The organism is Brevundimonas vesicularis, from assembly GCF_044807075.1.
Classification (GTDB): Bacteria; Pseudomonadota; Alphaproteobacteria; order Caulobacterales; family Caulobacteraceae; genus Brevundimonas; species Brevundimonas vesicularis_G.
In genome coordinates this window covers 1041788-1065272 of sequence record NZ_CP085234.1, presented here as the reverse complement: position 1 = coordinate 1065272, position 23485 = coordinate 1041788, and the positions used below count along the sequence as shown (strand labels likewise).

The window sequence follows — 23485 nt, the reverse complement described above, 5'->3', positions numbered from 1 at the left end:
TCAACTAATGTAGATCGATGGAGGACTCAGGCCAGAAGGCTGATCGCATAGGCGTCCTCGCCCGACGGCTCGACGCCGAGTACGGCCTCGACCTTCCGCCCGGTCGCCGTCCGGCGGATATGGACGATGCGATCGACCGCCTGTGCGATGGCGCGGCGCGGCGTCCGGGTCGATACCTCCGTGATCAGGTCCTCGACACGGCGAAGCACATCGTCGGCAGAGTTCGCATGGATGGTCGACAGGCCGCCGGGATGTCCGGTGTTCCAGCTCTTCAGGGTCTCGAGCGCCGCAGCGCCATCTCGCATCTCGCCGACCACGATCCGGTCGGGTCGCATGCGCAGGGCGTCGCGGACCAAATCCACGACGCCGATCATGACCGGTTGCCGCCGGGTGAGGACAGAGACGACGTCCCAGGCCGAGCATTGCAGCTCGGGCGTATCCTCCACCATAAAGACACGGTCACCGGCGAAGGCCGGCTCGGCGAGCACGGCATTGGCCAGGGTCGTCTTGCCCGAGCCTGTCCCTCCCGAGATGAGGATGTTGAGCCGATCGGCGGCGGCCGTCCGAAGCACGTGAGCCTGGCCCTGCGTCATCATTCCCCCGACCACATAGTCGTCCAGGGTCCAGATCACGGCCGGGCGCTTGCGGATCGAGAAGGCGGGGGCCGGGGTCACCGGCGGGAGCAGGCCATGGAACCGCTCGCCAGAGCCCGGGAGCACGCCCGACAGTCTCGGATCGTCGCGGGTGACGGTCTCCCCGACATAGTCCGCGATCAGGCGGACCACCCGCTCCCGCGCCTCGGCTGAAAGGGTCTCGCCTGTGTCCCGCCGCCCCTCGCCGCTCCGGTCCAGGACAAGCCGGCCATCGGGATTGGCGAGGATCTCGACCACCTCGGGCTCGACCAGGGCTGCCAGGATGGTCTCGCCGAGCGCATGCCGGAGCGCCTCCAGCTTGCGGCTGGCGATGATCGGATGGCTGGCCATCAGTTGGCCTGGCCGAACGACCGATCGTCGGACGCAACGTCCGGCTGGCGGTCCGTGCGACCAGCGACGATCCGTGCCGCCGTCGCGTCGAGCAGGCGCTCGATGCGGCGGTCGACGGCGGCCTGGACCGTGGGGTCCTGGTCGACCACGGCATCCGGAAGCCGCAGGAAGAAGGCCCTCGCGACCTCGATCAGGAGTTCCTGGACGATCTGCATGTCCCGGGCGGTGGATTTCATATGGTCGCGCAGGGAGCGTTCAAGGTGGAGCAACCGGTCCTCCGGATCGGCCTGGGGGCTCTTCTGCAGGCCCCGGGCGATGGCGCGGCCGGCCGCCTGGCTGAGCGGCATCCTGCCACTGCGCGCCTCCCGGTTGAGGCCCGCCAGAATCTTGGGGTCGTTGAGATAGACCTGGACCCTGCAGGTCGCCGCGTCTCGTCTAGCCATCGCCCAGTCCTTTCAGGTGATCGAGCGCCGCGTCCTGCGCGGCCATTTCCTGCGCCACCCGCCCGTAGATGTCGGCCACGCGCGCGGCGACCTTCCGGTCGTCCATGGCCGCCGCCACCTCCTTGAACAGAGGCAGGCTGCCCTTCGGATCCTCGCCGAGGCCACGGCGACCCAACCAGGGATGCGGGGAGGCCGGCGGCGCGTCCAACCGCTCGCCCTGGTCGGGTGCGGCGTCACGGGCCCGGGTCCGGAACGGCTCGCGCCGGTCATAAAGGAGCTTTCGTGTCCTCAGGGGCCGAGTGCCGGCGGCGAAGATCAGCTGGTCGTCGTCCGGCAGGGACCGGACTTCGCCGGGCTCCAGCAGCGGTCGTTCGATCTGGGATCGCGAAACCGAGCTCCTTCCTGCGCCCAGCCCGGCCGGGGAACTTCGGCTCGTCCGTGTCTCGAGAACCGACCCCGTGAGCTTGGAGACCTTGTCCTGCGTCAGGGGATCGAGGGCCGAGAAGGCGGTGTAGACCGCGCAGTTGTCGAGGATGGTGTTGTTTGACCCATAGGTCTCCACGATGTCGTTCAGCGACTGGGCGACAAACATGACCTTGACCCCGTAACCGCTCAGCAGCCGCAAGGACTTCTCGAAGAAGGTGACGCGCCCGAGCAGGGGAAACTCGTCCATCAGCATCAGAAGATTGTGCTGTTTGTTTCGACCGTCGGAGGCCTCGCCCTCCCGCACCGTCAGGGACTGGGCCGCAGCATAGAAGAACAGGCGGACGAGCGGACGCAGCGCCGCCGCATCGGCCGGCGCGACCTGGACGTAGAGGGACAGGGGAACCGGCGCGCACATCAGGTCGCCCATGGCGAAGTCGGACCGCGAGAGGCAGCGCTCGATGTCCTCCCCGGCCAGCCACTTGAGGTAGGAGCGCGCCGTGCCCTGAACGGAGGTGCGGAAGCGATCGTGCATCGCCGCATAGCCTTTGACGGCAGTGGCGATGAACGGGTGCGTCTCGGGCTCTCCGTCCTGCCCCGGCCGATGCAGGGCCCGCGCCATGACGTCGGCCGCGTCGTCGAGGTCGGCGAGCATGCCGCGCACGGTCAGCAGTGTCTTGTCGGCGTCCTCCGCCGTGTAGAGGACGTGCAGGATCACGGCTTCCAGGATCTCCGAAGCCGCCTTGTCCCAGATCGCCTCGTCGTCACGCGCGCCGCCGGGGTCGGAGAGAATGGCGACGAGGCGCTGGACGTGGGCCAGTTCCCCCGGGCCCGGCAGGATTTCGGCGAGCGGATTCCAGCAGGCCGAGGCCGGATCGCGCGGATCGAAGTAGAGGGCGTGGCTGAAGCGCGACCGCCACCCCGCGCTCAGCCGCCACAGCTCCCGCTTCGGGTCATGGACGAGCACGCTCGCGTTCCACGAAAGAAGGGTCGGCATCACGTGCCCGCGTCCCTTGCCGGATCGCGTGCCGCCGGTGACCAGGCTCGGCCGCAGGTCGGTCGTAGCAAGCAATCGCCGTCCCAGGAGGCCGAGGACGCATCCGCCGGTCGCCGTCAACCCGGCCTTCCTGGCGTCGTCCAGGCCGCCCCAGCCCCTCACGCGGCGGATCGCGGAGCCGCCGTCGGCCATCGCGCCAAGACCAAGGCCGCCGACGGCGCCGAGCAGGATCAGGGGCGAGCAGGAGGTGAAGGCCTGTTGCGCCTCAGTGGCGAACCGGAGCCTCCAGGCGAGGATCGACCATGGCGGGTAGAGTGAGACGTCCGGGCCGAGGCGTAGCGCGCCGCCGAGGGCAGGCGCGTCATCATAGAGCCAGGCAAAGGCCTGGGTCGCGCCCTGGCACCCGAGCAGCAGGCCGAGTGCGAGGAAGATGAGGCGCGTCCGCATCTACCCGGCCGCCGGGGGCTGTCGTCGGCGTTCGACCTCCAGAACGAGGACCGCGGCGCTGTCGATCCGTCGCCGATGATAGGCGACGATCGCCGCCAGCAACTGGGTCTGTGATCCCACCGTCTCGATGCGCAGCAACTCGTTCGCTTCCTCCGCGACGTCGCCGAACACGCGCGCCTCGGTTTCGGCAAGCATTCGGAGTTGGGCGTCGACGAGACGGAAGGCCTCGATCAGCGCGCGGTTTCCGGTGGCGCGAACGAGCCGATCGAAGAGGTCTCGAACCGCGACTTCCCCGGAGACGTCCGAAGCGGGGACGGAGGCTGTGGTCAGGCCGACGGTCAGCTCCAGGCTCGTCTCAAGACATCGGCACCGGACCCAGAAGCGATCCCGCAGCAGCGACGTATCGACGCGCGGGGCGACATAACCCACCCGCGGCGCCCGCTCCATCAACCCCTCGCCACACAGCCAGGCGAGCGCCTCGCGTACCGGCGTGGTCGACAGACCCAGCCGGCGAGCTTCCTCGATGATGACCACCGACCTGCCGGGCAGGTAGACGCCCTGCATCGCGCGATCCCGAAGGCTTTCGAGCGCCAGGCTGAATGGGTCTCGGGGACGCGCCATTACTGCTCCGAACAAGGAGAGTTTCTCTTATCAACAGGTCATGCGGCCTCGCCAATGGGTTGCGAAGCCGGAACACGCGATCCGCAAGTTAAAGTCGGCTCACCCACAAGAAATTGCGGACCGACCCGCAAATAATTGGCGGGTGAGACGAAGCCCGGCGCTGCTCTCCACACGCGGGCGTTGATCGCGAGCCATTCTCGACGCACGATCCCCTACCGATCGATGCGGAAGGGCGTGTGGTTGATGAGTCGTGTTTCGCTAAGCCCCCAGGATGACGGTGCCCTTCGCTCGGCCGCCCTCAAACGGGTCCGCAAGGCACGGAATATGTCAGCCCAGGAGGTCGCGGACGGACTTCACATGAGACTGCGCACCTATGAGCATTTCGAAGCCGGACACGGTCGGCTGAATCTCGACTACCTGCACCGCTTCAGCGAAGTCACGCGAAGCGACTTCTATGGCCTGCTCCATGCGATCGCGATCGGGTCCCCGGAGTTCGCCGTGCGCACGGCGGACAACCAGTTCATGACCACCTTCACCATCCTGCTTCAGGCCTACGACCTGAAGATGGGAGATCGTATTCACGATCTCGACGCCCGCGCCTTCATTGAGGCGTTCGGCGACTTTTTCGACAAGCTGACCGAGATCTGTGACCAGCGTGCGCAAGAGGCGGCGACCTTCCTCGAGGAAGGCAAGCATGACCTCTCCTCCAGGCGGCCCAAGCCCGGACGCTGATCCAGATATACGCCGGATATAGCTTTGCTTCTGCGCCGGTCGCGCGCTCCCTGAGCAGGCCACATCCGTGGCGATCAACCAAGGGAGACTGAAATGAAGACGATCACACTCCGCCTCGTCAGCTTCGGCAGCGCCAAGGCCCTGACCCGTGACGGCATGGGAGCCCTGTTCGAGGAAGCCGGCGTCAAGAACGGCATCCGTCCGACCGAGGGCTGAGCGCGGGGCGGACGACCGACGTCTAGGCGGTCGTCCGCTTGCCGCTTCAATCGCCCATGCGCCGCCGATCAATCCCCGGACCTTGAAGCGCCATGACTGTTGACCTCTGGTGTCATCCCGACATCTTTCTGGCCGTGGTGGACGAGGATGTGGTCATCCTCGACGTCGCGGGCGACCGTTACGACTGCCTGTTGGGCGCCGCGGCGCTCCTTAAGCTTAAGCCGGACGGCAGTATCCTCCCGGTCAGCGATCTGGTCGCCGAGGGGCTTCGCGACGCGGGGCTCGCCGGCGACGCCCCCCTGGGTGCGGGACGCCGACCCCCTATCCCTCCGATGCGCGAACTCACCCCGGCGCCCGAACCGCCCCGCCTGGAGATCGCCCGCGCCGCCCTTGCCTGGATCGTCGCCACCGCCCTGTTCCGCGGCAAGCCGTTGTCCGTGCTGGCCGAGTTTCATAGGGCCCTGCGGGGCCGCGCGATCGACCAGGACGAAGTCCGGCTGGCCCACTTGGCTGGGGCCGCCCGTCGCGTACGGCCCTGGATTCCGTTCGAGGGAGAATGCCTGCAGAGGTCTTTCCAGCTGCGCTGCTACCTAGCATCGCGCGGCGTCGCCTCTGACTGGATCTTCGGCGTCAGGACCTGGCCCTTCAGCGCCCACTGCTGGCTGCAGATCGGCGACCTCGTGGTCGGCGACCGGCTCGCCCGGGTGAGACGCTACACGCCGATACTGCGAGCCTGACGGTGGGCGACTATGTCCTCGTCTGTCGCGCGCCTGACGACCCGACGGCCGAGGCTCGCTCGGACCAACTGGTCCAGACCGCAGCCGTCCATGGCCTGACTGTCAGAAGGCTCAATCCGACCGCCTGGCTCGCGGTCAAGGGATCGGTTCCCGCCACGCCCGTTCGCGTCGGCGCCTGGACCCTGATCGGCGATGTCTTTGATCGGCGCTCGCCCGCGCTGCCCCGGACGGCCCCCGATGATCCGTGGGACTATGAACGCAAGTTGATGGCGAGGTTCTGGGGCCGATATGTCGGGGTCCTCTTCGGCGCCCGCGGTCAGATCTCCAGTCTTCTTCGCGACCCGTCGGGCGCCTTGGAATGCGTGGTCTGGTCACAGGACGGACTGACGATCGTAACCTCCGCCGCCCCCCGCTGGCTGATCGACGTCCTTCGTCCCGCCTGGCGTATCAACATTGATCGTCTGGCTGAGGCCCTGCACGCCGTCGTCGCTCCGACCGGTCAGCTTCTGATCGACGGTCCCACGGCCCTCGAACCCGGAACCCTGCAGGCTCTTCCGCCAGACGAGCCGGCCCACCCCCTATGGACGCCTGCGGACATTGCCCGGCGAAGTCTCGCCGCCGCGCCGGATCGGGATACCGCGATGGAGGAGGTCCGGTCCGCGATCGACGAGGCCGTGGCCGGCCTGGCGAGCCTTCCCGGGCCGCTTGCCGCGGAGGTGTCTGGAGGGCTCGACTCCAGCATCATCGCCTCCAGCCTTGTTCGGCAAAGGCCTGACCCGGCCCGCCTCTGGATCAACGCCTATGGCGCTAACGCGGAGTCGGATGAACGCGTCTTCGTCGCCGCACTTGGCGGCAGGCTCGGCTTCACCCCCCTGTCCGTGCCCCATGTGGCGGGCCGGATGGATCCGGATTGGCTGGCGGCCATCTCCGGCGATTTCCGGCCGGGGTTGAACGGGCTCGATTATCGGCAGGATATCGCCTGGTCAGGGCATGTGATCGATGCGGGCGCCCGGGCTCTGATGACCGGCAAGGGCGGCGACAGCATTCTGTTTCAGGCCGCCACCACTGACGTCTTCATCGATCTCTGGAAAGCGCGCGGCTGGCGCGCGCTCGAGCATCCGGACCTGGCCGAACTGGCCGCCGCCAACGAAATTTCGATCTGGACGATGATCCGGGCCGCGCTGGGTCACCAGAACGCGGGACACGAACCGCTGCAACAGGCCCATCCGATCCTCTCTCCCCTTCGTCGACCCTTCGCTCCCCATCCCTGGCTCCGGGACCTGGGGGACTTTGGCCCCGCCAAGGCTTTTCATGTCGCCGGGGTGGCCGACAGCGTTTCCCATCATGGCCCTTCTGTCCTGTCCCAGACCGTCGACGTCCGCCATCCTCTATGCGCCCAGCCGGTTGTCGAGGCCTGTCTCGGCCTTCCCACCGCCTTGCTGACGGCCCGAGGGCGCGACCGGGGATTGGCGCGGCTCGCCTTCAGGGATCGGCTGCCAGCCGTCATCGCCGACCGGCGGTCCAAGGGGGAGATGACCCGCCTCTATGGCCGGCTGATCGTCGACAACCTCGACATCCTGAGGCCCTGGCTCATCGACGGCCGGCTGGCGGCGTTGGGCCTCATCGATCGAGCCGCCACCGAGGTCGAGCTCACGCCCGAAGCCCTCATCTGGCGGGGGCGGCATGCGTTCATCCTGGCGCTGGCGGCATTCGAGGGATGGACACGTCTGTGGGAGGATCGCCTGGGGCGCGCCGCGTGAGCCGGCTCGGCTCGGACAGGCTGCGATCGAGCCAGTCGAAGATCTGAGCGTAGTAGTCCCGAATGTTGGCGGGGCTCCAGATCAGGTGCTTCTCCCCCCAGTAGGTCACCATCCGGGCGTCGCCACCGTTCCTTAGGATGGCGCTGAACATCCGCTCCGATTGGCTCATCGGGGTGAAATCCATGTCGGCCGTGAGGAAGAGGACAGGCCGCGTGATGCGGTCGGCCCGCCCGAATGGACTGGAGGCCGCATAGAGTTCGGGGTCGCGCCAGGGCGGCGTGGACAAAGCCCCCTGCCCCACCTCCGTCCAACCCTGATTGAACCGAAAGAAGATGCCGTTTTCCGGCTGGATACGACCCTGGCCGTCGAACTCGCCCCACATTCCCGCCATGTCGCTGAAGGGGGCGGAGGCGATATAGGACCGGTATCGATCCGAGCGCGTGGCGATCTCCAGGGTGGCGTAACCGCCGAAGCTGTGGCCCCAGAGGACCATGCGGTCGAAGGGCGCCTCAGGATAGGCGGCGTGAGCGGCGTCAACGGCCAGGTCGGCGCTGCGGACATAGGCCTCACCCCGGTCCTGGACCAGGGCGTCTCCCGGCATCGAGGGACTGAGGATCGCATATCCCGCCGAGACGAAGACTTCCGGGCGGGTGCCGTAGGTCATTGCGAGCGGATCGACCCGAGCCTGGTTGTCGGCCCAGCCCGGATAGACCTTGACGATCACGCCCCGAATGTCCCGAGCGGGCCCCGGGGGCAGGAACAGCCAGCTGGTGGTCTCGCTCCCGTTCACATCCGGATGCCGGATCGGCACGGCTTCGGTCAGGACGATGTCTTCAAGAGTTTCGTTGACCCGGTCGAGGTCTTGCGGCGGAGCGGAGCTGCGCCGCACCAGGGTTTCCGACAAACCCTCGGGACGGAGGGTGAGAACGCCCTGCGCCGACACGGCGACCACCCTCTCCTCCTTGCCGCCCAGACCCTGGAAACGCGCAGCGCCGACCTCGGTGAGGACGAGGCTTTCCCCACGGGCGCCGAGGGCCGAAGACCAGTCGCGGCGCGGCGCCTCATTCCCCTTCAAACGGCGACCGAGGTCGGGGTTGAAGACGACGGCTTCCCGGACTGTGGACGTCTCCTCCGTCAACCGGCGCATCCCCTCCGCCGTCAGGGCCCAGTAGCCGCCGTCGGCGAAGACATAGAGGCGGTCTGGACCCGCCGCTGCAATCCGCGTAGGCGCCGTGGCCATGTCGTGCGTCAGAACCTGGGGCGGTTCGTTCGCGGACAGCAGATGCCAGTCCCGGCGCTCGGTCCCGGCGCCCTTGGCGTAGAGAACCGGAGCCGCGCCGATCCAGTCCGCCTTGACGCCGTTCAACACGACTTCGGCGGACGTGCCGACATCGAGGCCGCGCGTTTCGAACCAGACGGCGCCGGCGGCCGAGACCTGACCCAGACGCCCCTCTCTCCAGCGATTGGCGTCATGACGCGCCCAGATCAGAACGCTGCGGGAATCGGGCGACCACCGCAGGAGATGGAAAGCGACATCCATGTCGCCGGTCGGCCGGGTTTCCGTTCCAGTATCGAGATCGATGAGCGACAGTCTGTGTCGACGGTCGTCCTCCATATGAAGCAGTTCTGGCCGGGCCAGCGGAATCTGCTCTGCCCTTCGGATCAGCGCCGCCTTGGCGCCGTCGGGCGACAGGGCGAAGTCGCCGATACGACCGTCGGCCAGTGTCCGAAGCGCGCCTGTCATGACGTCGAGGCGGACGAGCCGCTGGATCGGCTCAGGCGTTTCCGTCGACAGGACGCCGTCGTGGGCCTCGATCACCGTGCGAGACGGCTCAACACCGAGCGCCGTCCGCTCCCACGCTTCGCTGCGCCTTGTCGTTGCGGTCTGGTCGTAGCCCAGCAGAAGCGGCAGACTGCCGTCGGGCCGAACGACAAGAACGACGACCGTATCGGACGCCCAGGCCGCTGCAGCGCCATTGAGCGGGAGATCCGGCGTCAGCCCCGTCCACGTGACGGAGCCGTCAGACAGGGTGACGATTCCATATTCGAAGCTCTGGCCGCGAAGACGCGTGATCAGCAGGCGGTCGCCGGCCGGAGACCAGGCCACGTGCTGCAGCCCCAGACCGGCGCCGTTGAGAAGACGCCGGGGCGGCGCGGACGGCTGCTGGGAATCCGCCAGCCAAAGGTCCATGAGGGTTCGGGTCGAGCGTCCACCCAGACGGACCTCCGCCAGGGTGTCGTAGCCTGCCCGCCTTTCGTAGATCGCATATCGGCCGTCGGGTGAGATGTCGGCGTGACCGAAGGCCTCAAGGCCGAGAAGGTCGTCCACGGTCAACCGCCGGGCCGTGTCCTCGGCCCCGGCGGCGGCGGCCATCGCGATCCAGCCCGCCGCCACGAGCCCTGCGGTGAAGCGTCTTATGCATGTCCACATCGAACCGGCTCACCAGCGACGCGTGAGCTGAAGCGAGACCACCCGGCCCAACGGATTGGCCTGGCCGGGATCAAAGCCGAGGCCTGTCGAGGCGTCATAGAAGGGCGGGTCTTCGTCGGTGAGATTCTGCACGGCCAGTTCGATCTGGAGGCCGTCGCCATCGCGGCCGGGCGACCAGGCCAGACGGGCGTCAACCGTATCCCAGGCGTCGATCTGCGCGCCGAGCCGATCCTTCTGTCCGGCGACATGGTTCCAGTATGCCCCCGCCTGAACGCCGCCGCGAGACCAGGTCAGACCGGTTCGAGCGCGTAGCTCCGCCGGATATCCGATCAGGCCCGCCACCTCTTCGACGATAGCGGTTGGCGTGGTCTGGTTCTCGTAGTCCAGGATCCAGGAGAGGTTGGTCTCCGCCATTACTCGGCCATCACCCACCGACCAGCCGGAGCGGGCCGTGACATCCAGGCCGCGGATCCTGACGGAGCCGGTATTCACCCAGCGCGTGTCGACCAGGGCGCCGTAGGCCTCGACAGGAAACAGCGTGGAGTATCCCGGAACCCCGGCATAGGCCTCGATCAGGGCGCGGTCGGCGGGCCGGTTGGCCGGATCGACAAAGGTTACGAACGGTCTCAGGGTCGGATCGACGAGGGCCCCGCGGAAGTTGGCGTTCACAGGTTGCGCAATCCGGTCTTCAAAGCGGGTGTCGAAGTAGTTGAGGCTTAGCGATGTTCCATCTCGCGGCCTGAAATCGATCCCGGCGGTGAAGGTCTCCGAAGTCTCGGGTTTCAGGTCGGCGTTGCCTCCATAGACCATCAGGATCAGGGCTTCGGAGCCATCAGCGCGGTCGAGAAAGGTCGGGGAGACGCCCGGCGCGTCGAACAACTGGGCCAGGGCGCCGGCGCGAAACGAGGTGCCCCAGGAGGACCGCACGACGATGGCCTCAAGCGGCGACCAGACCAGGCCGATCTTGGGGTTCGTGGTTGTTCCGAAATCGTCGTAGTCCTCGATCCGGCCCGCTACCGACAGGTCGAGTCGACGGATCCCTGGCCGGGCATTGTCCGGGCCCACGATCGGAATCCGGGCCTCGACGAACGCCGCCGAGATTGATCGCTCCGCCCTCGGGCTTGAGAAGGGCAGCGGCGCGGCTCCCGACAGGAAGGTCAGCCCGCGGGTGTCGAACCTCTCATCCCTGAGTTGAGCGCCGATCGCGACCGAAAGATCGCCGCCGGGCAACCGCGTCAGAGGCCCCTGAACCAGGATATTGGCCGACCGCGAACGGCTCCGGTTATGCACTTCGCCGTAGCCGCTGGCGATGAAGTCGAGTACGGCGCGACTGTTCGCGCCACCTTGGCTGAACAGATTGAAGTACCCATCCACGGCGGCCCGGTACGGCGTGGCGGGATCGTCCGGGATGGCGCCCAGGGCCTCCGCCAGATAGCGGCTGTTCACGCGGTTGCTGTTGCCGAAGTCGGCCTTTTCCGTCGCTTCGGCGAGGTAGGCCTCCGCCGACCAGTCCGCCGACAGATCGACCCGCACGCCGAGGGTCGCGCCAAGGCTTTCCGATTCCGTATGGCTCCGCGCCGGCCCGATATCCCGAACGAAAGAATAGGCGACGGTGTGAGACGCCGCGCCGGTTGGTGAAACGAACCAGGGATTGGCGCGCGTGACGGTGAAAATGCCGGCGGACGGCGCCGTCGCGAGGTCGGTCGTGCGAAGGCTGTAGCGAACATCCGCGGTGAGCTCGACCCGGTCGCCGAGCGACTGGCTGACCCGACCATAGGCGCTGTGCCGCTGCAGTTCGGGGAGCAGATCCACGCCGAGCATGCCCGACTGGCGGTTTGTCTCCCCGGCCACGAAGTCGGCTGGCCCCTGAACCGAGCCGCTGGCGTTGGGGCGGATCGCGTACTGCACGCCATAGCTTGAGGTCGCAGGATTGAACGCGACGATGTTGCCCGGCGCGCTGTAAAAGCCCCGGTGATCCGTTCCACCGAACGGACGCAGGTCGCCGTTCGCCGTGTAGGGACGGTCGGAGGTGCTGAAGGCCTTGGCGCTCTGGTATTCGTAGGACAGATAGGCTGCACCCGACGACCATCCGCCGCCGACAATGTGGGAGGCCTGCACGTCCTCGGCGCCGCCCTTCGCCGCGGAGGCCCGCACCCGGCTTTCATGGCCATCGAAGCTGCGGCGCATGATGACGTTTACAACGCCGGCGACAGCGTCCGCGCCATACAGGGCCGATGCCCCGTCGAGCAGAACATCCACCCGCTCCACGGCAGCAGACGGCAGGGCGGAGATGTCGGCGAACTCCGCGCGGGATCCCGTCCCGGCCAGCCGCCTGCCGTTGACCAGAACGAGGGTCGACGCCGGTCCCAGGCCGCGCAGGTTGACGCCTGTCGCAAAGACATTGTTCGACCCGCCGGTGTCGGACAGGGCGGCCTGGCTGATCGGTGTCGACGCGCCGGCGTAGTTCTGCGGCAGGGCGATGAGGGCCTCCGCCACGGTGCCCGCAGCCCGGCGATCGAGATCATCACGGCTGAGCGTGACCAGTGGAGAGGCGAGTTGTCCAGACGTTCGCAACAGGGTGCCTGTGACGATCACGTCCTCCAGCGCCGTGACCGCCTCCCCGGCCGCCTGCGCGCGAGGCGAGCCACGTCGCAGATAGATGACGCCTGGCCGGGTCTCGGACCACATCAGGCCTGATCCGCGAAGCAGGTGTCCCAGCGCGTCACTGGGAATATGGCGGCCCCGCAATCCATCGGTTCGCAGACCGGCGACCAGATCGCCCGAGAACATGATTTGCTGATCGGACTGGGCGGCGAAGAGGTTCAGGGCGTCGCCCAGCGATCCGGGCGGAATGGCGAATTCCCGCGCATCCTGAGCGCTGGCGGCGACACTGATGGAAACCGCACCGGCGACAAGCGCCATGGCGGACAGACGATGCACGCGATTCATTTCAAACTTCCCCTCGACGCCACGTTGCGTCGGGGAAGAGGCGACTCAGCCCCACTGCGGCCCCGGAGGCCGATCCGATTTATTTTCCGCGTTCCGACAATCGGATCGAGCCGTCGGGGCCTGCCGACGCCCGAAGACCGAAGACTTCGGACGCCGTGGAGACGAACGCGTCCCGGTCGCCGGTTTTGAACACGCCGTTGACCCGTTCATCCTGCCGGGCAGCAGCGTCCAGTTCCACCTTTGCCGTCAAGTACCGGTTCACTTCGGCCACTGCGACGCTCAGCGGCGTGTCCCGGAACACGATCCGGCCGTCCGTCCAGCTGATTTCGGCCTGCGTGTCCACGTGGCGAGCCTGTGAGCGTGTAGGTGTGACACGGGCTTGCTGGCCGGGCTCGATGCGCTGAGTGGTCCGTCCGCCCGCGACTTCGACGATTCCTGAGACGAGGGTGACCCGGGCATCCTCTCCATCCCGCCGCACGTCGAAGACCGTTCCCACCGCCGTCACACGGGCGGAACCCGCCTGCACGATGAAGGGCCGTTCGCCGTCGTGCGAAACATCGAACAAGGCCTGTCCAGATTCGAGATCAATAAGGCGCTGGTCTCCGTCGAACCGAACTCTGATCCGGGATGCTGTGTCGAGACGAACAGAAGACCCGTCGGAGAGCTGAACGAGGCGCTGTTCGCCAACAGACGTCGAGAACATTGTCCGGGTGTGAAGCCAGGACCAACCGCAGAAAGCCAGGGCGGCGGCGGCGGTAATGCCGATCAGACCACCCGCCACCAGGCGTCTGCGCCGGGTCGCCGGCGGCCGCGAACCGCGCGAGAGCACATCGTTCAGGGCATCCTGCATGGCGGGTTGGGTGGCAAGCTTGCGACTTTCTCCCCAAGCCTGCTCGCACCGACGATATGCGTCCGCATTTTCCGGCAACTCACGCCAAGAGAAGAAGTCCTTGATCGTTTGGGTCGATACGCTGCGTTCGCCCAGGCGCGAATGCCATGCCGCGGCCTCGGTCTCGGCGTTCGTAACCCGCTGTTTCGGGCCGGCCATGATGCGTCCCACCTCTAGCGCCTGAGCTGCGCGGCGCACATCGCCAAAGCCTTGGTCATGCGCCACTCGACGGTCTTTGGGCTGAGCCCGAGTTGTTCGGCGATCTGGCTGTTCGACAGACCCCCGACCCTGGACAGCACAAATACATCTCGCAACGGTTGTGGCAAGCTCAGCACCACCTCCTGCATCATAAGAACGTGCGCCTGATCCGCCGCATGCGAGTGCGCAAACCCTGGCGTCGCTTCGATAAGCAGCTCCGTCCGACGCCTCGTCAGCCGCGCCCGGGTGATCGCGATATTGGAGGCGACTTTGAGCAGCAACGCCTTCGGATGGCGGATGTCGGTCGTGTCGCTCATCGGAATGATCCAGAGCCAAGCTTCCTGCACGACGTCTTCGGCATCCCAGCCGAAGCGCCGCCGGATGCGCGCCGTCAGCCATGGCGAATAGAGACGGTAGAGGCGGTCTAGATGACCGCGACCTCGGTTAGGCAGCCTGTCGTGAAGGCCCGCCGCGATGTTGGAGGGGGTACGAGTAAGGCGCGGATTAGTAGACACTTTAGAGCCGCCTCGAAGGTCAAATCATAAAAACAAGCATGAGCAACATATTGCTAGCTGTATAGCACCTTTTCCAAAGCCGCTTCACCGACGACCCATGCGGCATGGATTGGAAGCTACGCGTCGGCAGAAATATCTTGAGCGCCAGAAGCGGTAAGGGCTGGTCGCAACAAGTGCTGGCTGGCGAAGCCGACCTTTCACTGCGCTTCCTCGCTGGTGTCGAGCGCGGTGAGGAGAATCCTAGCCTCGAGACGCTGCTCGCGATCGCCATAGCGTTGGACATTGCCCCGGGGCAGTTGTTCGACTGACTGACTTCGGGATCACGGGATCAAGTGCCACTTGTGGCAACGAGCCCCCAAACTCATGAGGTAGAGACCGTTCTCATGGTCAAGCTCGCGCATGTCCAAGCGCTCCGAACGGCGCTTGTCGCTGGCGCCTCGGCAAATCAAGTGAGAAACTGCACATCGAAATCGTGATTTGCCTGCAGAAACTGCATAGAGTCGCGCTTCAATCGGTGCGGAAACTGTGACCCTGATTATCTCAAACTGCAGCAAGCGAAAGCGCGTTCCGGCCGATCCGGCGCTCCACGCTCGCGATCTGGAAAACGGGGCACCCAATGCCGTGGCCGAGGCTTGGGTCGCCCGTCTAAAGGCTACAACGCCTTCGATGTCAGCGTCAGCACTCTATGCCGGCCGCGCATTCTTTGAGGCCCGCCGAACCGCCCTCGACCTTGGGGCTTCGCTCGCCGTCGTGTCGGCCGGCCTTGGCCTAGTCGATGGCGAGACGGCTGTACCCTCCTACAGCCTGACGACTGCGCGCCGTGACCCAGACGACATCCTTAGGAAGACAACCCGCGGCGCTGCGGACTGGTGGACAGCCCTGACGGCCCTGTCTCCATTTCACTGTGATGCGTTGGAGACGGAAACCGGACCCATTCTCGCGGCCCTTTCATCTTCCTATCTCGCTCTGCTCGCGAATGACTGGGGTCAGTGGCCTGTCGAGCGGCAGGCCCGCTTGAGACTGTTCACCAAGGAGGAGCCCGCCGCTCTCCCTGAGGGGCTTCGCCAAGCGTGGATGCCCTATGACGACCGGTTGGACGCGGCTGCGGACGGCCTCGCCGGGACCCAGAGCGACTTTGCCCAACGCGCGCTGCGCCATTTTGCGGTGGTCCTGCGGAAGAGGGGTTCACTTGATGAGGATCGCGCCGCCGTCCGTCACGCCCTTGACGGATTTAGCGCTCGCCAGGTCCCAGTCCGAAAGCGCGCATCTGATGCCGACGTTCAGTCCGCTATTCGCGCCCATTGGGATGCCGTTCAGGGACGCTCCGGCGCGATGTTGCGCCACCTGCGCGATGACCTCGGCATCGCCTGTGAGCAAGGTCGATTTCGGACACTGTTCACGACCGTCGCCGCAGAGCGCAAGGGAGGTGACCAATGAAGGGCCCCAAGATTACGGTCCGGGCGCTGCGGACACGCCAGGGCGTCGACGTCGATGTCTTCGCTTTCTTCCTCCCCGGCGATCAAGTCGCGCAGATCGCCGACATCACGCGTTTACGTCGCGGTGAAGGCCAGCTCGAGGGTTTCCAACGGAAGGAAATCCGCGCGCACGTTTCTGAGATCGCCGAGTTCCTAAGTCAGGGCCCAGTACTCTTCCCCAACGCGATCATCCTCGCCCTGTCTCCGCAAGTTCGCTTCAAATCCGCCCGCGGACCGGCGGGTGAGGACGAGGCCGTGCGCAGTGGCGAGTTGCACATCCCCATCCGACCGGAAGGTCAGCGCGCGGCTTGGATTGTCGATGGTCAGCAGCGTTCGCTGGCCTTGGCGCGCGCGAAACAGGCGGACCTGCCTGTCCCTATTGTAGCTTTCTTGTCGGACGACACCGAGACCCAGCGCGCCCAGTTCATTCTCGTCAACAAGGCCAAGCCGCTGTCGCCGCGCCTGATCGACGAATTGCTGCCATCTATGGCGATGGTGCTACCCAAATCCCTGAAGGCGCGACAGCTGCCCAGCGCGCTCTGCGCCGCTCTCGCCGATACGCCAGGTTCACCGCTGAAGGGGATGATCAAACGGGAATCCCAGAGCGAGGGTCCGGTCGGCGTTATCACAGACTCAGGTCTAACCAAGGCGATCGCGGCGAACCTTCGTCCCGCCGGCGCCCTCGGCGCCTATGATCCTCAGGGCGGCATGGACGCTGCATTTCAAGCCCTTTGCACCTATTGGGGAGCTGTCCGCGACGCCTTCCCGGACGCATGGGGCAAGTCCTCCGAGGATAGCCGGCTGATGCATACGGCGGGCATCCAGGCGATGGGCGCCTTGATGGATCCGATCTGGACTCGCGCCGACGCCAGTGCGGACCCGGACACGGCGGTCGCGGAGGCTTTAGCCCGCATCGCTCCCCGCTGCGCCTGGACTGAAGGGCAGTGGGATGGCCTCGGTTGGGGCTGGGGCGACATCCAGGCCACCAGCAAGCACATCAAAGGATTGACCGAGCATCTGCTGAAACTCGACCGAGAGCTTTCGAGGCCGGCGCGATGAAGTTCATATTCGCTGACAGCCTCGACTTCGTGGATCCAGGATACGATTTCCTCAACGACCGAAACGCTCCGGGCCGCAAGCCCTATTGGGACGACGCCTATCCGCACGAGATCATGGGCTATGCGCCTTATCACGGCATGTTGGTGTCACGCGGAATCGTCGGCGACGGTCCGGTAAAGGGAAAGTACACGGAGGCCCAGGCGATGCGGTTCCGCCGCGTGGGCGCGCGCGAATTCCTTCGATTGAACACTCCGGCCTTCGCCGACCTGGCGCTGTTCGGCGACTGCGGCGCCTTCACCTATGTCGCTGAAGACGTGCCGCCTTATACCCCGGCCGACACTATGGAGTTCTACGACGACTGCGGCTTCACTCACGGCTGCTCGGTCGACCATATTATCTTCGACTTCGACGAAACGGTCGCCGGCATGGAGGGCGGCAGCGCCGAAGCGCATCGCCGGTTCGAGATCACCCTTGAGAACGCCGCTGTCTTTCACAAAGAGGCTCGGGCGTTCAAACGATTTACGCCCCTGGGCGTGATCCAAGGATGGTCTCCCGGCAGCATGGCCGAGGCCGCTCGCCGCCTCGTAGCTATGGGCTACGACTACCTAGCCATCGGCGGCATGGTTCCGCTCAAGGCTGAACAGATCAAGCGCTGCCTCGTAGCGATCCGGGATGCCGTCCCGCCCTCGACCCGCCTTCACATCCTGGGTTTCGCCAAGGCCAACGAGATCCACGAGTTCGCGCCCTTCAACGTAACCAGCATCGACACCACCTCGCCCCTGTTGCGCGCCTTCAAGGACGACAAGCAGAACTACTGGCTCGGGGACGGTCCTAGCCTGACCTACTACACGGCGATCCGCGTCCCCCAGGCGATCGAAAACCCGCGCCTTCAGCGCCATGTGCGTCAGGGGGACTTCAAGGCGGAACGGCTGACGCAGATGGAGACGAGCGCACTGGCGGCCCTGCGCGCCTACGACCACGACGATCTTGATCTCGAAGGGGTGCTTGAAACTATCCTGGAATACAACGCCGTCCTCGCGACGGGCCAAGCGTACGAACACGTCCGCACCAGCCCGACGATGGAGAAGCTGCGAGGTCGCTATCGCACAACCCTAGCCGACAAGCCCTGGCGCAGGTGCGATTGCCGAATCTGCCGCGACGTCGGCATCGAGGTGATGATCTTCCGCGCGAGCAACCGCAACAAACGACGCGGCATCCATAATCTGGGGGCCTTCAAGACCGTGGTCGACGCCCTCACCCCGCCGAAAGACAAGGCCCCATGATGACACTGAGCTTTCTCGCCGCACGCGCCCGGCAGAGTGCGGACCATGACGTCCTCACGTTCGCCGCTACGGCAGAACAGGTTCAGAGGTTCGCCGAGATCGACCGGGTCGGGCGCGACGACGCCGGCGCGCTCAGCGGCTTCCAACGCCCCCAGATCGCCGGCCACATCCGCGAGATCCGCGACTATCTTGAGACTCCCGCAGCCATCCTGCCCAACGCTATCGTGGTCGCCTTCATCGAGGGCGTCGCGGTGGAGGAGGTCGGCGACGGAATCTGCCGGGTCACGATCGATCTTTCGAACGGACCGCGCGGCCTGGTCGTCGATGGCCAGCAACGACTGACCGCTCTCAGCCTGTCCTCGCGCCAGGACTTCCAGATGTTTGTGTCCCTGATGATTTGCCGGGACGAGGCTGAACTGCGGCGTCAGTTCGTCCTGGTCAACAATACCCGGCCGCTGCCCAAGTCGCTCATCTATGAACTGCTGCCCGAGGTCGATGGGCTCCCCGACCGGATGCAGAGCCGCGCCTTGGCGGCCGATCTCACCGCTCGTCTCAACTACAGCAACGCCTCTTCGCTCAAAGGGCAGATCTACCAGCACACCAATCCATCCGGCGTGATCAAGGACACCGCCATCCAGAAGGTTCTGATGAACTCCCTCAGCGACGGGATCATGCGGCTGATGGTGACGGAGCCGAACGGCCCCAGAAAATGCTTCGATCTGATCAGCGAGTTCTTCAAGGCCGTCCAGAGTGTCTTCCCGCAGGACTGGTGGGGCCATAAGCCCGCCTCGTCGCGTCTGGTCCACGGGGCTGGTATCCAGGCCATGGGGTTTGTGATGGAGACGCTGGCTACGCTCGACAACGCCCGCACCTGGAGCGAATTCGCCAAGGGCCTCGCCGCACTCGAAGGCCGCACAGCCTGGACCTCGGGCTCCTGGGATTTCGGCAACGGCGACGCTCGGCATTGGAAGGCGGTCAACGTCACCTCCAGCGACGTAGCCCTGCTCACCAAACATGTGGAGAGCATCGTGCGGCGCGATATCCGGGCACGCAAAGTCGCTGCGGCACAGGCTGCTGACGCTCAACCTGATCTGCTCAAAACCCTCGACTCATGATCTTGTCTAGCTGACGCCATGTATGAACTGACCAAACAATTCCGCTTCGACTGCGCCCACACCCTCGAACGTGTCGTCGAGACCGAGGGCAGCCGGCGCATTCATGGTCATTCCTACCGCGCCCAGGTGACGCTGCGCGGCAGGCCGGATCCGGTGAGCGGCATGATCATCGACACCTCCCTACTGGCCATGAAGCTGGGCCAGGCGCGCGACGCCCTCGACCATCGCTTCCTCGACGAGATCAATGATCTCGGCCCCGGGACGATGGAGAACCTGTGCGCCTACATCTGGCGCAAGCTCGAGGACGACATCCCGACCCTCTTCAGCGTGACAGTGCTGCGGGACTCCACCGAAGATCAGGTCACCTACTTCGGCGAAGCGGCATGAGCGGCGCCCTGGTGCTTTTCTCGGGCGGACAGGACTCGGCCACCTGCCTGGCGTGGGCGCTCGACCGGTTCGAACGCGTCGAGACTATCGGTTTCGACTACGGCCAGCGACATCGCGTCGAGCTCGACGCGCGGTCGGTCGTCCTCGATCGCATCCGGACCTTCAAGGACTGGGGTAGAAAACTCGGCGAGGACCGGATCCTTAGTCTCAGCGTCCTGGGCGAGATCAGCGACACCGCCCTGACCCAGGACGTGGAGATCTTCACTTCAGCCTCGGGCCTGCCGAACACCTTCGTGCCCGGCCGCAATCTGTTGTTCCTCACTTTCGCCGCCGCCATCGCCTACCGGCGTGGTCTGAAGCATGTCGTGACGGGGGTTTGCGAAACCGACTACTCTGGATATCCGGACTGCCGGGACGACACGATCAAGGCGCTGCAGGTCGCCATCAACCTCGGCATGGAATCCCGGCACGTGCTCGAGACGCCGCTGATGTGGATCGACAAGGCGCAGACCTGGGCGCTAGCCGACGCGCTCGGCGGCGCTGAACTCGTCGAGTTGATCCGCGCCGAAACCCTCACCTGCTACAAGGGCGAAGCCGAGACGATGAACGCCTGGGGCCGAGGCTGCGGCGAGTGCCCCGCCTGCGACCTGCGCCGCACCGGCTTCGAGCGGTGGTCAGCCCAGCACAGACCCTGATGAGGCTTTCCCTCACAATCTAGGCTACCCGTCCGATTTCCCTTTTCCTCTCCGGCTTGTGCGACGAAAACTGCGCTCGGGGTGGAAGTATCATTGGTCGATTCGCGGATTAAAGTCGGAATGCTCGTCGCCCTACCTGGGCGGCGCGGAGCAGCGACCGTCGTCTCGACGGACGGCGCGCGATGCGATCTTGCAGTCTTTCATTCGATTGCTGACGTAAGGGTCGAGACCGGCTCGATCTCCGGATTGGATCGCGTCGCCCTGGGTCCGGAAACGAGGGTCTATGTCGAAACCGAAGCGGGATGGCGCGTGGGTCGCGTAAAGGCCTACGATTACGCCACGGCGCCCTGGGTCACCTATACGGTCAGGTTCCCCAACGGCCGTGTCGCAGAACTGACCGAGGACCGGCTCAGGGTCCGGGTGTTCGAGGCTTTTGGAGATCCCTGCGAGGTCCTGACCAGTGGCGGCGGCGAGAGCCAGTTCCTGCATGACCGTCGTTGGGGCGCCGTCGAAACCGGCGTCTCACTCAAGGCGGCCGCTCAAGGGCTTACCGGCCTGCTCTCCGCCAGCATCGAGATCGTTCCCCACCAGGTTTCGGCGGTCCGACGGATCCTGACCGACCCGGTGCAACGCTACCTCCTCGCCGACGAGGTCGGCATGGGCAAAACCATCGAGGCAGGCGCCGTCGCAAGGCAGTGTCTGATCGACGACCCAAACCGCAATGTCTGGGTGCTAGCGCCCTCCGCTCTGGTGGAGCAGTGGTCGGACGAACTCTCTCTTCGCTTCGGCCTCGGTTCGCCGCAGGTCAGGATCTTTGCGCACGGCGAAGCCTTGCCGATGGCGAAGCCGGATCTCCTGATCGTCGACGAGGCTCACCACCTGGTCGAGGATCCGAACCGCCTTGCAGAGTTCGTAGGCCTTGCGCACAGCGCCCCCCGCCTCTTGCTGCTCTCGGCGACACCGGCGCTCGGTGACGCGCGTCATTTGCTGTCGCTCCTGCACATTCTCGATCCCAGAGCCTACGCGCCGACGGACGGGTCCAAACTCCGCGATCGGCTGGGTCTCAGCCGGGAACTCGGTCGGCTGCTGATGTCGCTCGACGAAGGCGCGCCCGTTTTCTTGCTCAGGAGAACCGTTCAGCAGTTGGCGGACCGTCTGCCCGACGATGCGGTGATCGACACGGTTCGCCAAATCTCGGAGCATGAGGACCAGTTTCGGGACGCCATCGGCGGCTTGCGTCAGCACCTCGCCGATACATATCGGGTTCACCATCGCCTGATCCGCGCGAGACGACGTGACGCCGCCATCTATTTCCACGATCGCGGCGCTGTAGACGGAACTGTTCGCAGGCATCTTCGCGTCGAGGTCGATGAGGACCAACGGTGGCCTGATATCCTCCACGCGATCGAGGACTGGCGCGACGAGCTCAAATCCGACCTGTCCGAAGTGATCCAGAGACAGGCCGCAGGACGAGAGTTGATCACAGTTCTCGATGGCCTGTCGTCGGGACGTCGCATTCCCTCCGAGGCGACCGCCGTCCGTTTTGCCCACACGCTCGACAGCGACCCCGGCGCACGGCCCCTCAGCGTCGTTGCGATCGAAGTGCTTCAGTCCGCCGTCAGGCAACTCAAGGCCGCCGGCCAGAAGACGCCCAAGATCGTCGCATTCGCCACCGAACAGGAGCGTGCGGTCGAGGTGCACACCTTGTTCGGCCCGCACCAGACGTCCGCCCTCCTCCTCACGCGCGACACCCAGCCCTCCGACGCCAAGGACCGGGTCACCGCGTTCCGGGAAAGCCCTGACGCCGAGATCCTGATTTGCGACCGGTCGGGAGAAGAAGGACTGAACCTCAATTTCGCTGACGGCATCGTGCACCTCGACCTGCCGTTCTCGGTCACGCGCATGGAGCAACGGATCGGCCGCCTCGACCGCTTCGGGCGGACCAAGGGCGCGATCCAGCAGAGGGTGGTCTTGGCGACGGACGACGACGCCAGTCCCTGGGCTGCGTGGCTGGATGTCCTCGCCGATGGTTTCGGCCTGTTCGAGCATTCGACGAGCGACATCCAGTTCGCTCTGGATCGCCTTGAAGGGGACCTCGCTCAGGCCTTCCTGGAGCGCGGCGCTGAAGGTCTTCGCGAGCGTATTCCCTGGGTTCGCGAGCAGATCGCCGCCGCCCGCTCCGAGGCTGACGAACAGTACGCGCTCGACGCGTTCGCTCTCGCGGATGGCGCCGAGGCAATGTCGCAGTCCATCGAGGATGCAGAAGGCGACGAGGCCGATCTGCAGGCGCGAACCGAGCACTGGCTTCTCTCCGCTCTGCAGTTCCGTCAGGTCGGCAAGACCGCGGATCAGCTTCGCTACTGCTGGACGCCGAGCACCCTCGTGCCTCGAGAGCCCTGGGAGAACGAGTTCGGCCTCACCTCTCAGACGGCCATGACTTGGCGTCGTCGGATCGCCATGCGGCAGACGGTCGGTCTGCTTCGCCCCGGGTCCCAGATGCTGGACGCTATGGAGAGGCACCTCCGGTGGGACGATCGCGGATCGGCGTTCGCGACCTGGCGCATCGATCCCTCGTTGTCTCGCTCGGGCGTCGCATGGGCGGGATTCCGCTTTTGCTTCGTCGTCGAGCCTGCGCTTGACGCCGACACGGAGGTCTTCGGCAGCGTGGATCGATTTGGCGTCTCCCGCAGGGCTCAAGGCTTCCTTCCGCCCTGGTCGCACCGGTTCCACATCGACGTCGACGGTGCCGTCGCATCTGATGCCCACGAGACGATCCTGGCGCGGCCCTACTCGAAATCCCCAGACGCCGCCGGCGCCCGGGACATCAATCTGACGAGTCGACCTGATCTGTTCGAACGCATCGCGCCGATGTCGCTGCTCAGAGACCGGTTGCAATTCGTAAGAGGGCTTGCGGAGGACAAGCTCCGGTCCGACCCGGGTTTCACGAGCCGAGTGTCCCTCGCCATTGTTCAGGCACGCCAGGATCAGCAGCGCCGCGAGCGTCTTGAGGCCGGCGAAGACGCCACGCTCTCACGAACCCTTCAGCGGGCTGTCGAAGCACCGCGACTTCGCATTGATTCTGTTGGTTTTATCGCACTCTCTGGTTCGACGCCGGAGTCGCTGTGACGCG

Annotated in this window: 20 protein-coding genes; 12 read left to right on the top strand and 8 right to left on the bottom strand. The window is 65.7% G+C overall.

The features are described 5' to 3' along the window. Positions 1–26: 26 nt before the first annotated feature. The 4 genes from trbB to LG306_RS05180 are packed head-to-tail and all read right to left on the bottom strand — an operon-like array spanning position 27 to position 3857. Positions 27–983 (bottom strand): P-type conjugative transfer ATPase TrbB, encoded by a 957-nt coding sequence (gene trbB / locus LG306_RS05195; RefSeq protein WP_191554982.1) that lies wholly within the window; start codon positions 981–983, stop codon positions 27–29. Continuing rightward, positions 983–1426, bottom strand: a complete 444-nt coding sequence (locus tag LG306_RS05190) for a hypothetical protein (protein ID WP_191554981.1) — start codon at positions 1424–1426, stop codon at positions 983–985. The genes trbB and LG306_RS05190 overlap by 1 nt, the downstream gene beginning before the upstream one ends. After that, positions 1419–3293, bottom strand: coding sequence for a type IV secretory system conjugative DNA transfer family protein (locus tag LG306_RS05185; RefSeq protein WP_354040059.1), 1875 nt, complete (start codon positions 3291–3293; stop codon positions 1419–1421). Before LG306_RS05185 ends, LG306_RS05190 begins: the two co-directional genes overlap by 8 nt. Then, positions 3294–3857: a hypothetical protein gene (locus LG306_RS05180; protein WP_404418739.1), complete on the bottom strand. Its 564-nt coding sequence runs from the start codon at positions 3855–3857 to the stop codon at positions 3294–3296. It abuts the gene before it with no gap. Positions 3858–4271: 414 nt separating this feature from the next. Between LG306_RS05180 and LG306_RS05175 the strand changes: the two genes are divergently transcribed. The 4 genes from LG306_RS05175 (at position 4272) to LG306_RS05160 (ending at position 7359) form a co-directional block, all read left to right on the top strand. After that, positions 4272–4646, top strand: a complete 375-nt coding sequence (locus LG306_RS05175) for a hypothetical protein (protein WP_404418737.1) — start codon at positions 4272–4274, stop codon at positions 4644–4646. Between the two features lie 93 nt (positions 4647–4739). Then, entirely contained in the window at positions 4740–4862 is a 123-nt protein-coding gene (locus LG306_RS05170) for a hypothetical protein (protein ID WP_354040062.1), read from the top strand. A gap of 92 nt (positions 4863–4954) precedes the next feature. Continuing rightward, positions 4955–5599 carry a lasso peptide biosynthesis B2 protein gene (locus tag LG306_RS05165; RefSeq protein WP_354040064.1) on the top strand — a complete coding sequence of 215 codons (645 nt, stop codon included), beginning with the start codon at positions 4955–4957 and terminating at the stop codon, positions 5597–5599. Positions 5600–5961: 362 nt separating this feature from the next. Further along, a complete protein-coding gene (locus tag LG306_RS05160; protein ID WP_354040152.1) occupies positions 5962–7359 on the top strand; it encodes an asparagine synthase C-terminal domain-containing protein in 1398 nt (465 codons plus the stop codon). Here LG306_RS05160 and LG306_RS05155 read toward each other — a convergent pair. The 4 genes from LG306_RS05155 to LG306_RS05140 all read right to left on the bottom strand — a co-directional run bounded on the left by LG306_RS05155 (position 7289) and on the right by LG306_RS05140 (position 14341). Beyond that, entirely contained in the window at positions 7289–9733 is a 2445-nt protein-coding gene (locus LG306_RS05155; RefSeq protein ID WP_354040066.1) for a prolyl oligopeptidase family serine peptidase, read from the bottom strand. The genes LG306_RS05160 and LG306_RS05155 overlap by 71 nt on opposite strands. 66 nt (positions 9734–9799) lie before the next feature. Further along, positions 9800–12739, bottom strand: a complete 2940-nt coding sequence (locus tag LG306_RS05150; RefSeq protein WP_354040068.1) for a TonB-dependent receptor — start codon at positions 12737–12739, stop codon at positions 9800–9802. Between the two features lie 79 nt (positions 12740–12818). Next, a complete protein-coding gene (locus tag LG306_RS05145; RefSeq protein WP_354040070.1) occupies positions 12819–13799 on the bottom strand; it encodes a FecR domain-containing protein in 981 nt (326 codons plus the stop codon). 2 nt (positions 13800–13801) lie between these two features. Then, complete coding sequence (locus LG306_RS05140) at positions 13802–14341, bottom strand: sigma-70 family RNA polymerase sigma factor (RefSeq protein ID WP_354040072.1); 540 nt, start codon at positions 14339–14341, stop codon at positions 13802–13804. A gap of 137 nt (positions 14342–14478) precedes the next feature. Here LG306_RS05140 and LG306_RS05135 point away from each other — a divergent pair, with 137 nt between their 5' ends. The 8 genes from LG306_RS05135 to dpdE all read left to right on the top strand — a co-directional run bounded on the left by LG306_RS05135 (position 14479) and on the right by dpdE (position 23481). After that, the gene (locus LG306_RS05135; RefSeq protein ID WP_404418733.1) at positions 14479–14649 is read left to right on the top strand and encodes a helix-turn-helix domain-containing protein; all 171 of its coding nucleotides are present in this window, start codon (positions 14479–14481) and stop codon (positions 14647–14649) included. Positions 14650–14866: 217 nt separating this feature from the next. Beyond that, positions 14867–15778 carry a hypothetical protein gene (locus tag LG306_RS05130; protein ID WP_404418731.1) on the top strand — a complete coding sequence of 304 codons (912 nt, stop codon included), beginning with the start codon at positions 14867–14869 and terminating at the stop codon, positions 15776–15778. After that, positions 15775–16875: a DGQHR domain-containing protein DpdB gene (dbpB, locus tag LG306_RS05125; RefSeq protein WP_354040078.1), complete on the top strand. Its 1101-nt coding sequence runs from the start codon at positions 15775–15777 to the stop codon at positions 16873–16875. Before LG306_RS05130 ends, dbpB (LG306_RS05125) begins: the two co-directional genes overlap by 4 nt. Further along, complete coding sequence (gene dpdA / locus LG306_RS05120; protein WP_354040080.1) at positions 16872–18158, top strand: tRNA-guanine transglycosylase DpdA; 1287 nt, start codon at positions 16872–16874, stop codon at positions 18156–18158. Before dbpB (LG306_RS05125) ends, dpdA begins: the two co-directional genes overlap by 4 nt. Continuing rightward, positions 18155–19273, top strand: coding sequence for a DGQHR domain-containing protein DpdB (dbpB, locus tag LG306_RS05115; protein WP_354040082.1), 1119 nt, complete (start codon positions 18155–18157; stop codon positions 19271–19273). The genes dpdA and dbpB (LG306_RS05115) overlap by 4 nt, the downstream gene beginning before the upstream one ends. Positions 19274–19291: 18 nt before the next feature. Then, the gene (locus tag LG306_RS05110; RefSeq protein WP_354040084.1) at positions 19292–19660 is read left to right on the top strand and encodes a 6-carboxytetrahydropterin synthase; all 369 of its coding nucleotides are present in this window, start codon (positions 19292–19294) and stop codon (positions 19658–19660) included. Further along, positions 19657–20355 (top strand): 7-cyano-7-deazaguanine synthase QueC, encoded by a 699-nt coding sequence (gene queC / locus LG306_RS05105; RefSeq protein WP_354040086.1) that lies wholly within the window; start codon positions 19657–19659, stop codon positions 20353–20355. The genes LG306_RS05110 and queC overlap by 4 nt, the downstream gene beginning before the upstream one ends. Before the next feature lie 93 nt (positions 20356–20448). After that, positions 20449–23481: a protein DpdE gene (dpdE, locus tag LG306_RS05100; protein WP_354040088.1), complete on the top strand. Its 3033-nt coding sequence runs from the start codon at positions 20449–20451 to the stop codon at positions 23479–23481. The last annotated feature ends 4 nt before the right edge of the window (positions 23482–23485 follow it).

Coding starts and splice junctions, on each gene's coding strand:
- trbB (WP_191554982.1), bottom strand. CDS start 983: ATGGCCAGCCATCCGATCATCGCCAGCCGCAAGCTGGAGGCGCTCCGG.
- LG306_RS05190 (WP_191554981.1), bottom strand. CDS start 1,426: ATGGCTAGACGAGACGCGGCGACCTGCAGGGTCCAGGTCTATCTCAAC.
- LG306_RS05185 (WP_354040059.1), bottom strand. CDS start 3,293: ATGCGGACGCGCCTCATCTTCCTCGCACTCGGCCTGCTGCTCGGGTGC.
- LG306_RS05180 (WP_404418739.1), bottom strand. CDS start 3,857: ATGCAGGGCGTCTACCTGCCCGGCAGGTCGGTGGTCATCATCGAGGAA.
- LG306_RS05175 (WP_404418737.1), top strand. CDS start 4,272: ATGAGACTGCGCACCTATGAGCATTTCGAAGCCGGACACGGTCGGCTG.
- LG306_RS05170 (WP_354040062.1), top strand. CDS start 4,740: ATGAAGACGATCACACTCCGCCTCGTCAGCTTCGGCAGCGCCAAGGCC.
- LG306_RS05165 (WP_354040064.1), top strand. CDS start 4,955: ATGACTGTTGACCTCTGGTGTCATCCCGACATCTTTCTGGCCGTGGTG.
- LG306_RS05155 (WP_354040066.1), bottom strand. CDS start 9,733: ATGGCCGCCGCCGCCGGGGCCGAGGACACGGCCCGGCGGTTGACCGTG.
- LG306_RS05150 (WP_354040068.1), bottom strand. CDS start 12,739: ATGAATCGCGTGCATCGTCTGTCCGCCATGGCGCTTGTCGCCGGTGCG.
- dbpB (WP_354040078.1), top strand. CDS start 15,775: ATGAAGGGCCCCAAGATTACGGTCCGGGCGCTGCGGACACGCCAGGGC.
- dpdA (WP_354040080.1), top strand. CDS start 16,872: ATGAAGTTCATATTCGCTGACAGCCTCGACTTCGTGGATCCAGGATAC.
- dbpB (WP_354040082.1), top strand. CDS start 18,155: ATGATGACACTGAGCTTTCTCGCCGCACGCGCCCGGCAGAGTGCGGAC.
- LG306_RS05110 (WP_354040084.1), top strand. CDS start 19,292: ATGTATGAACTGACCAAACAATTCCGCTTCGACTGCGCCCACACCCTC.
- queC (WP_354040086.1), top strand. CDS start 19,657: ATGAGCGGCGCCCTGGTGCTTTTCTCGGGCGGACAGGACTCGGCCACC.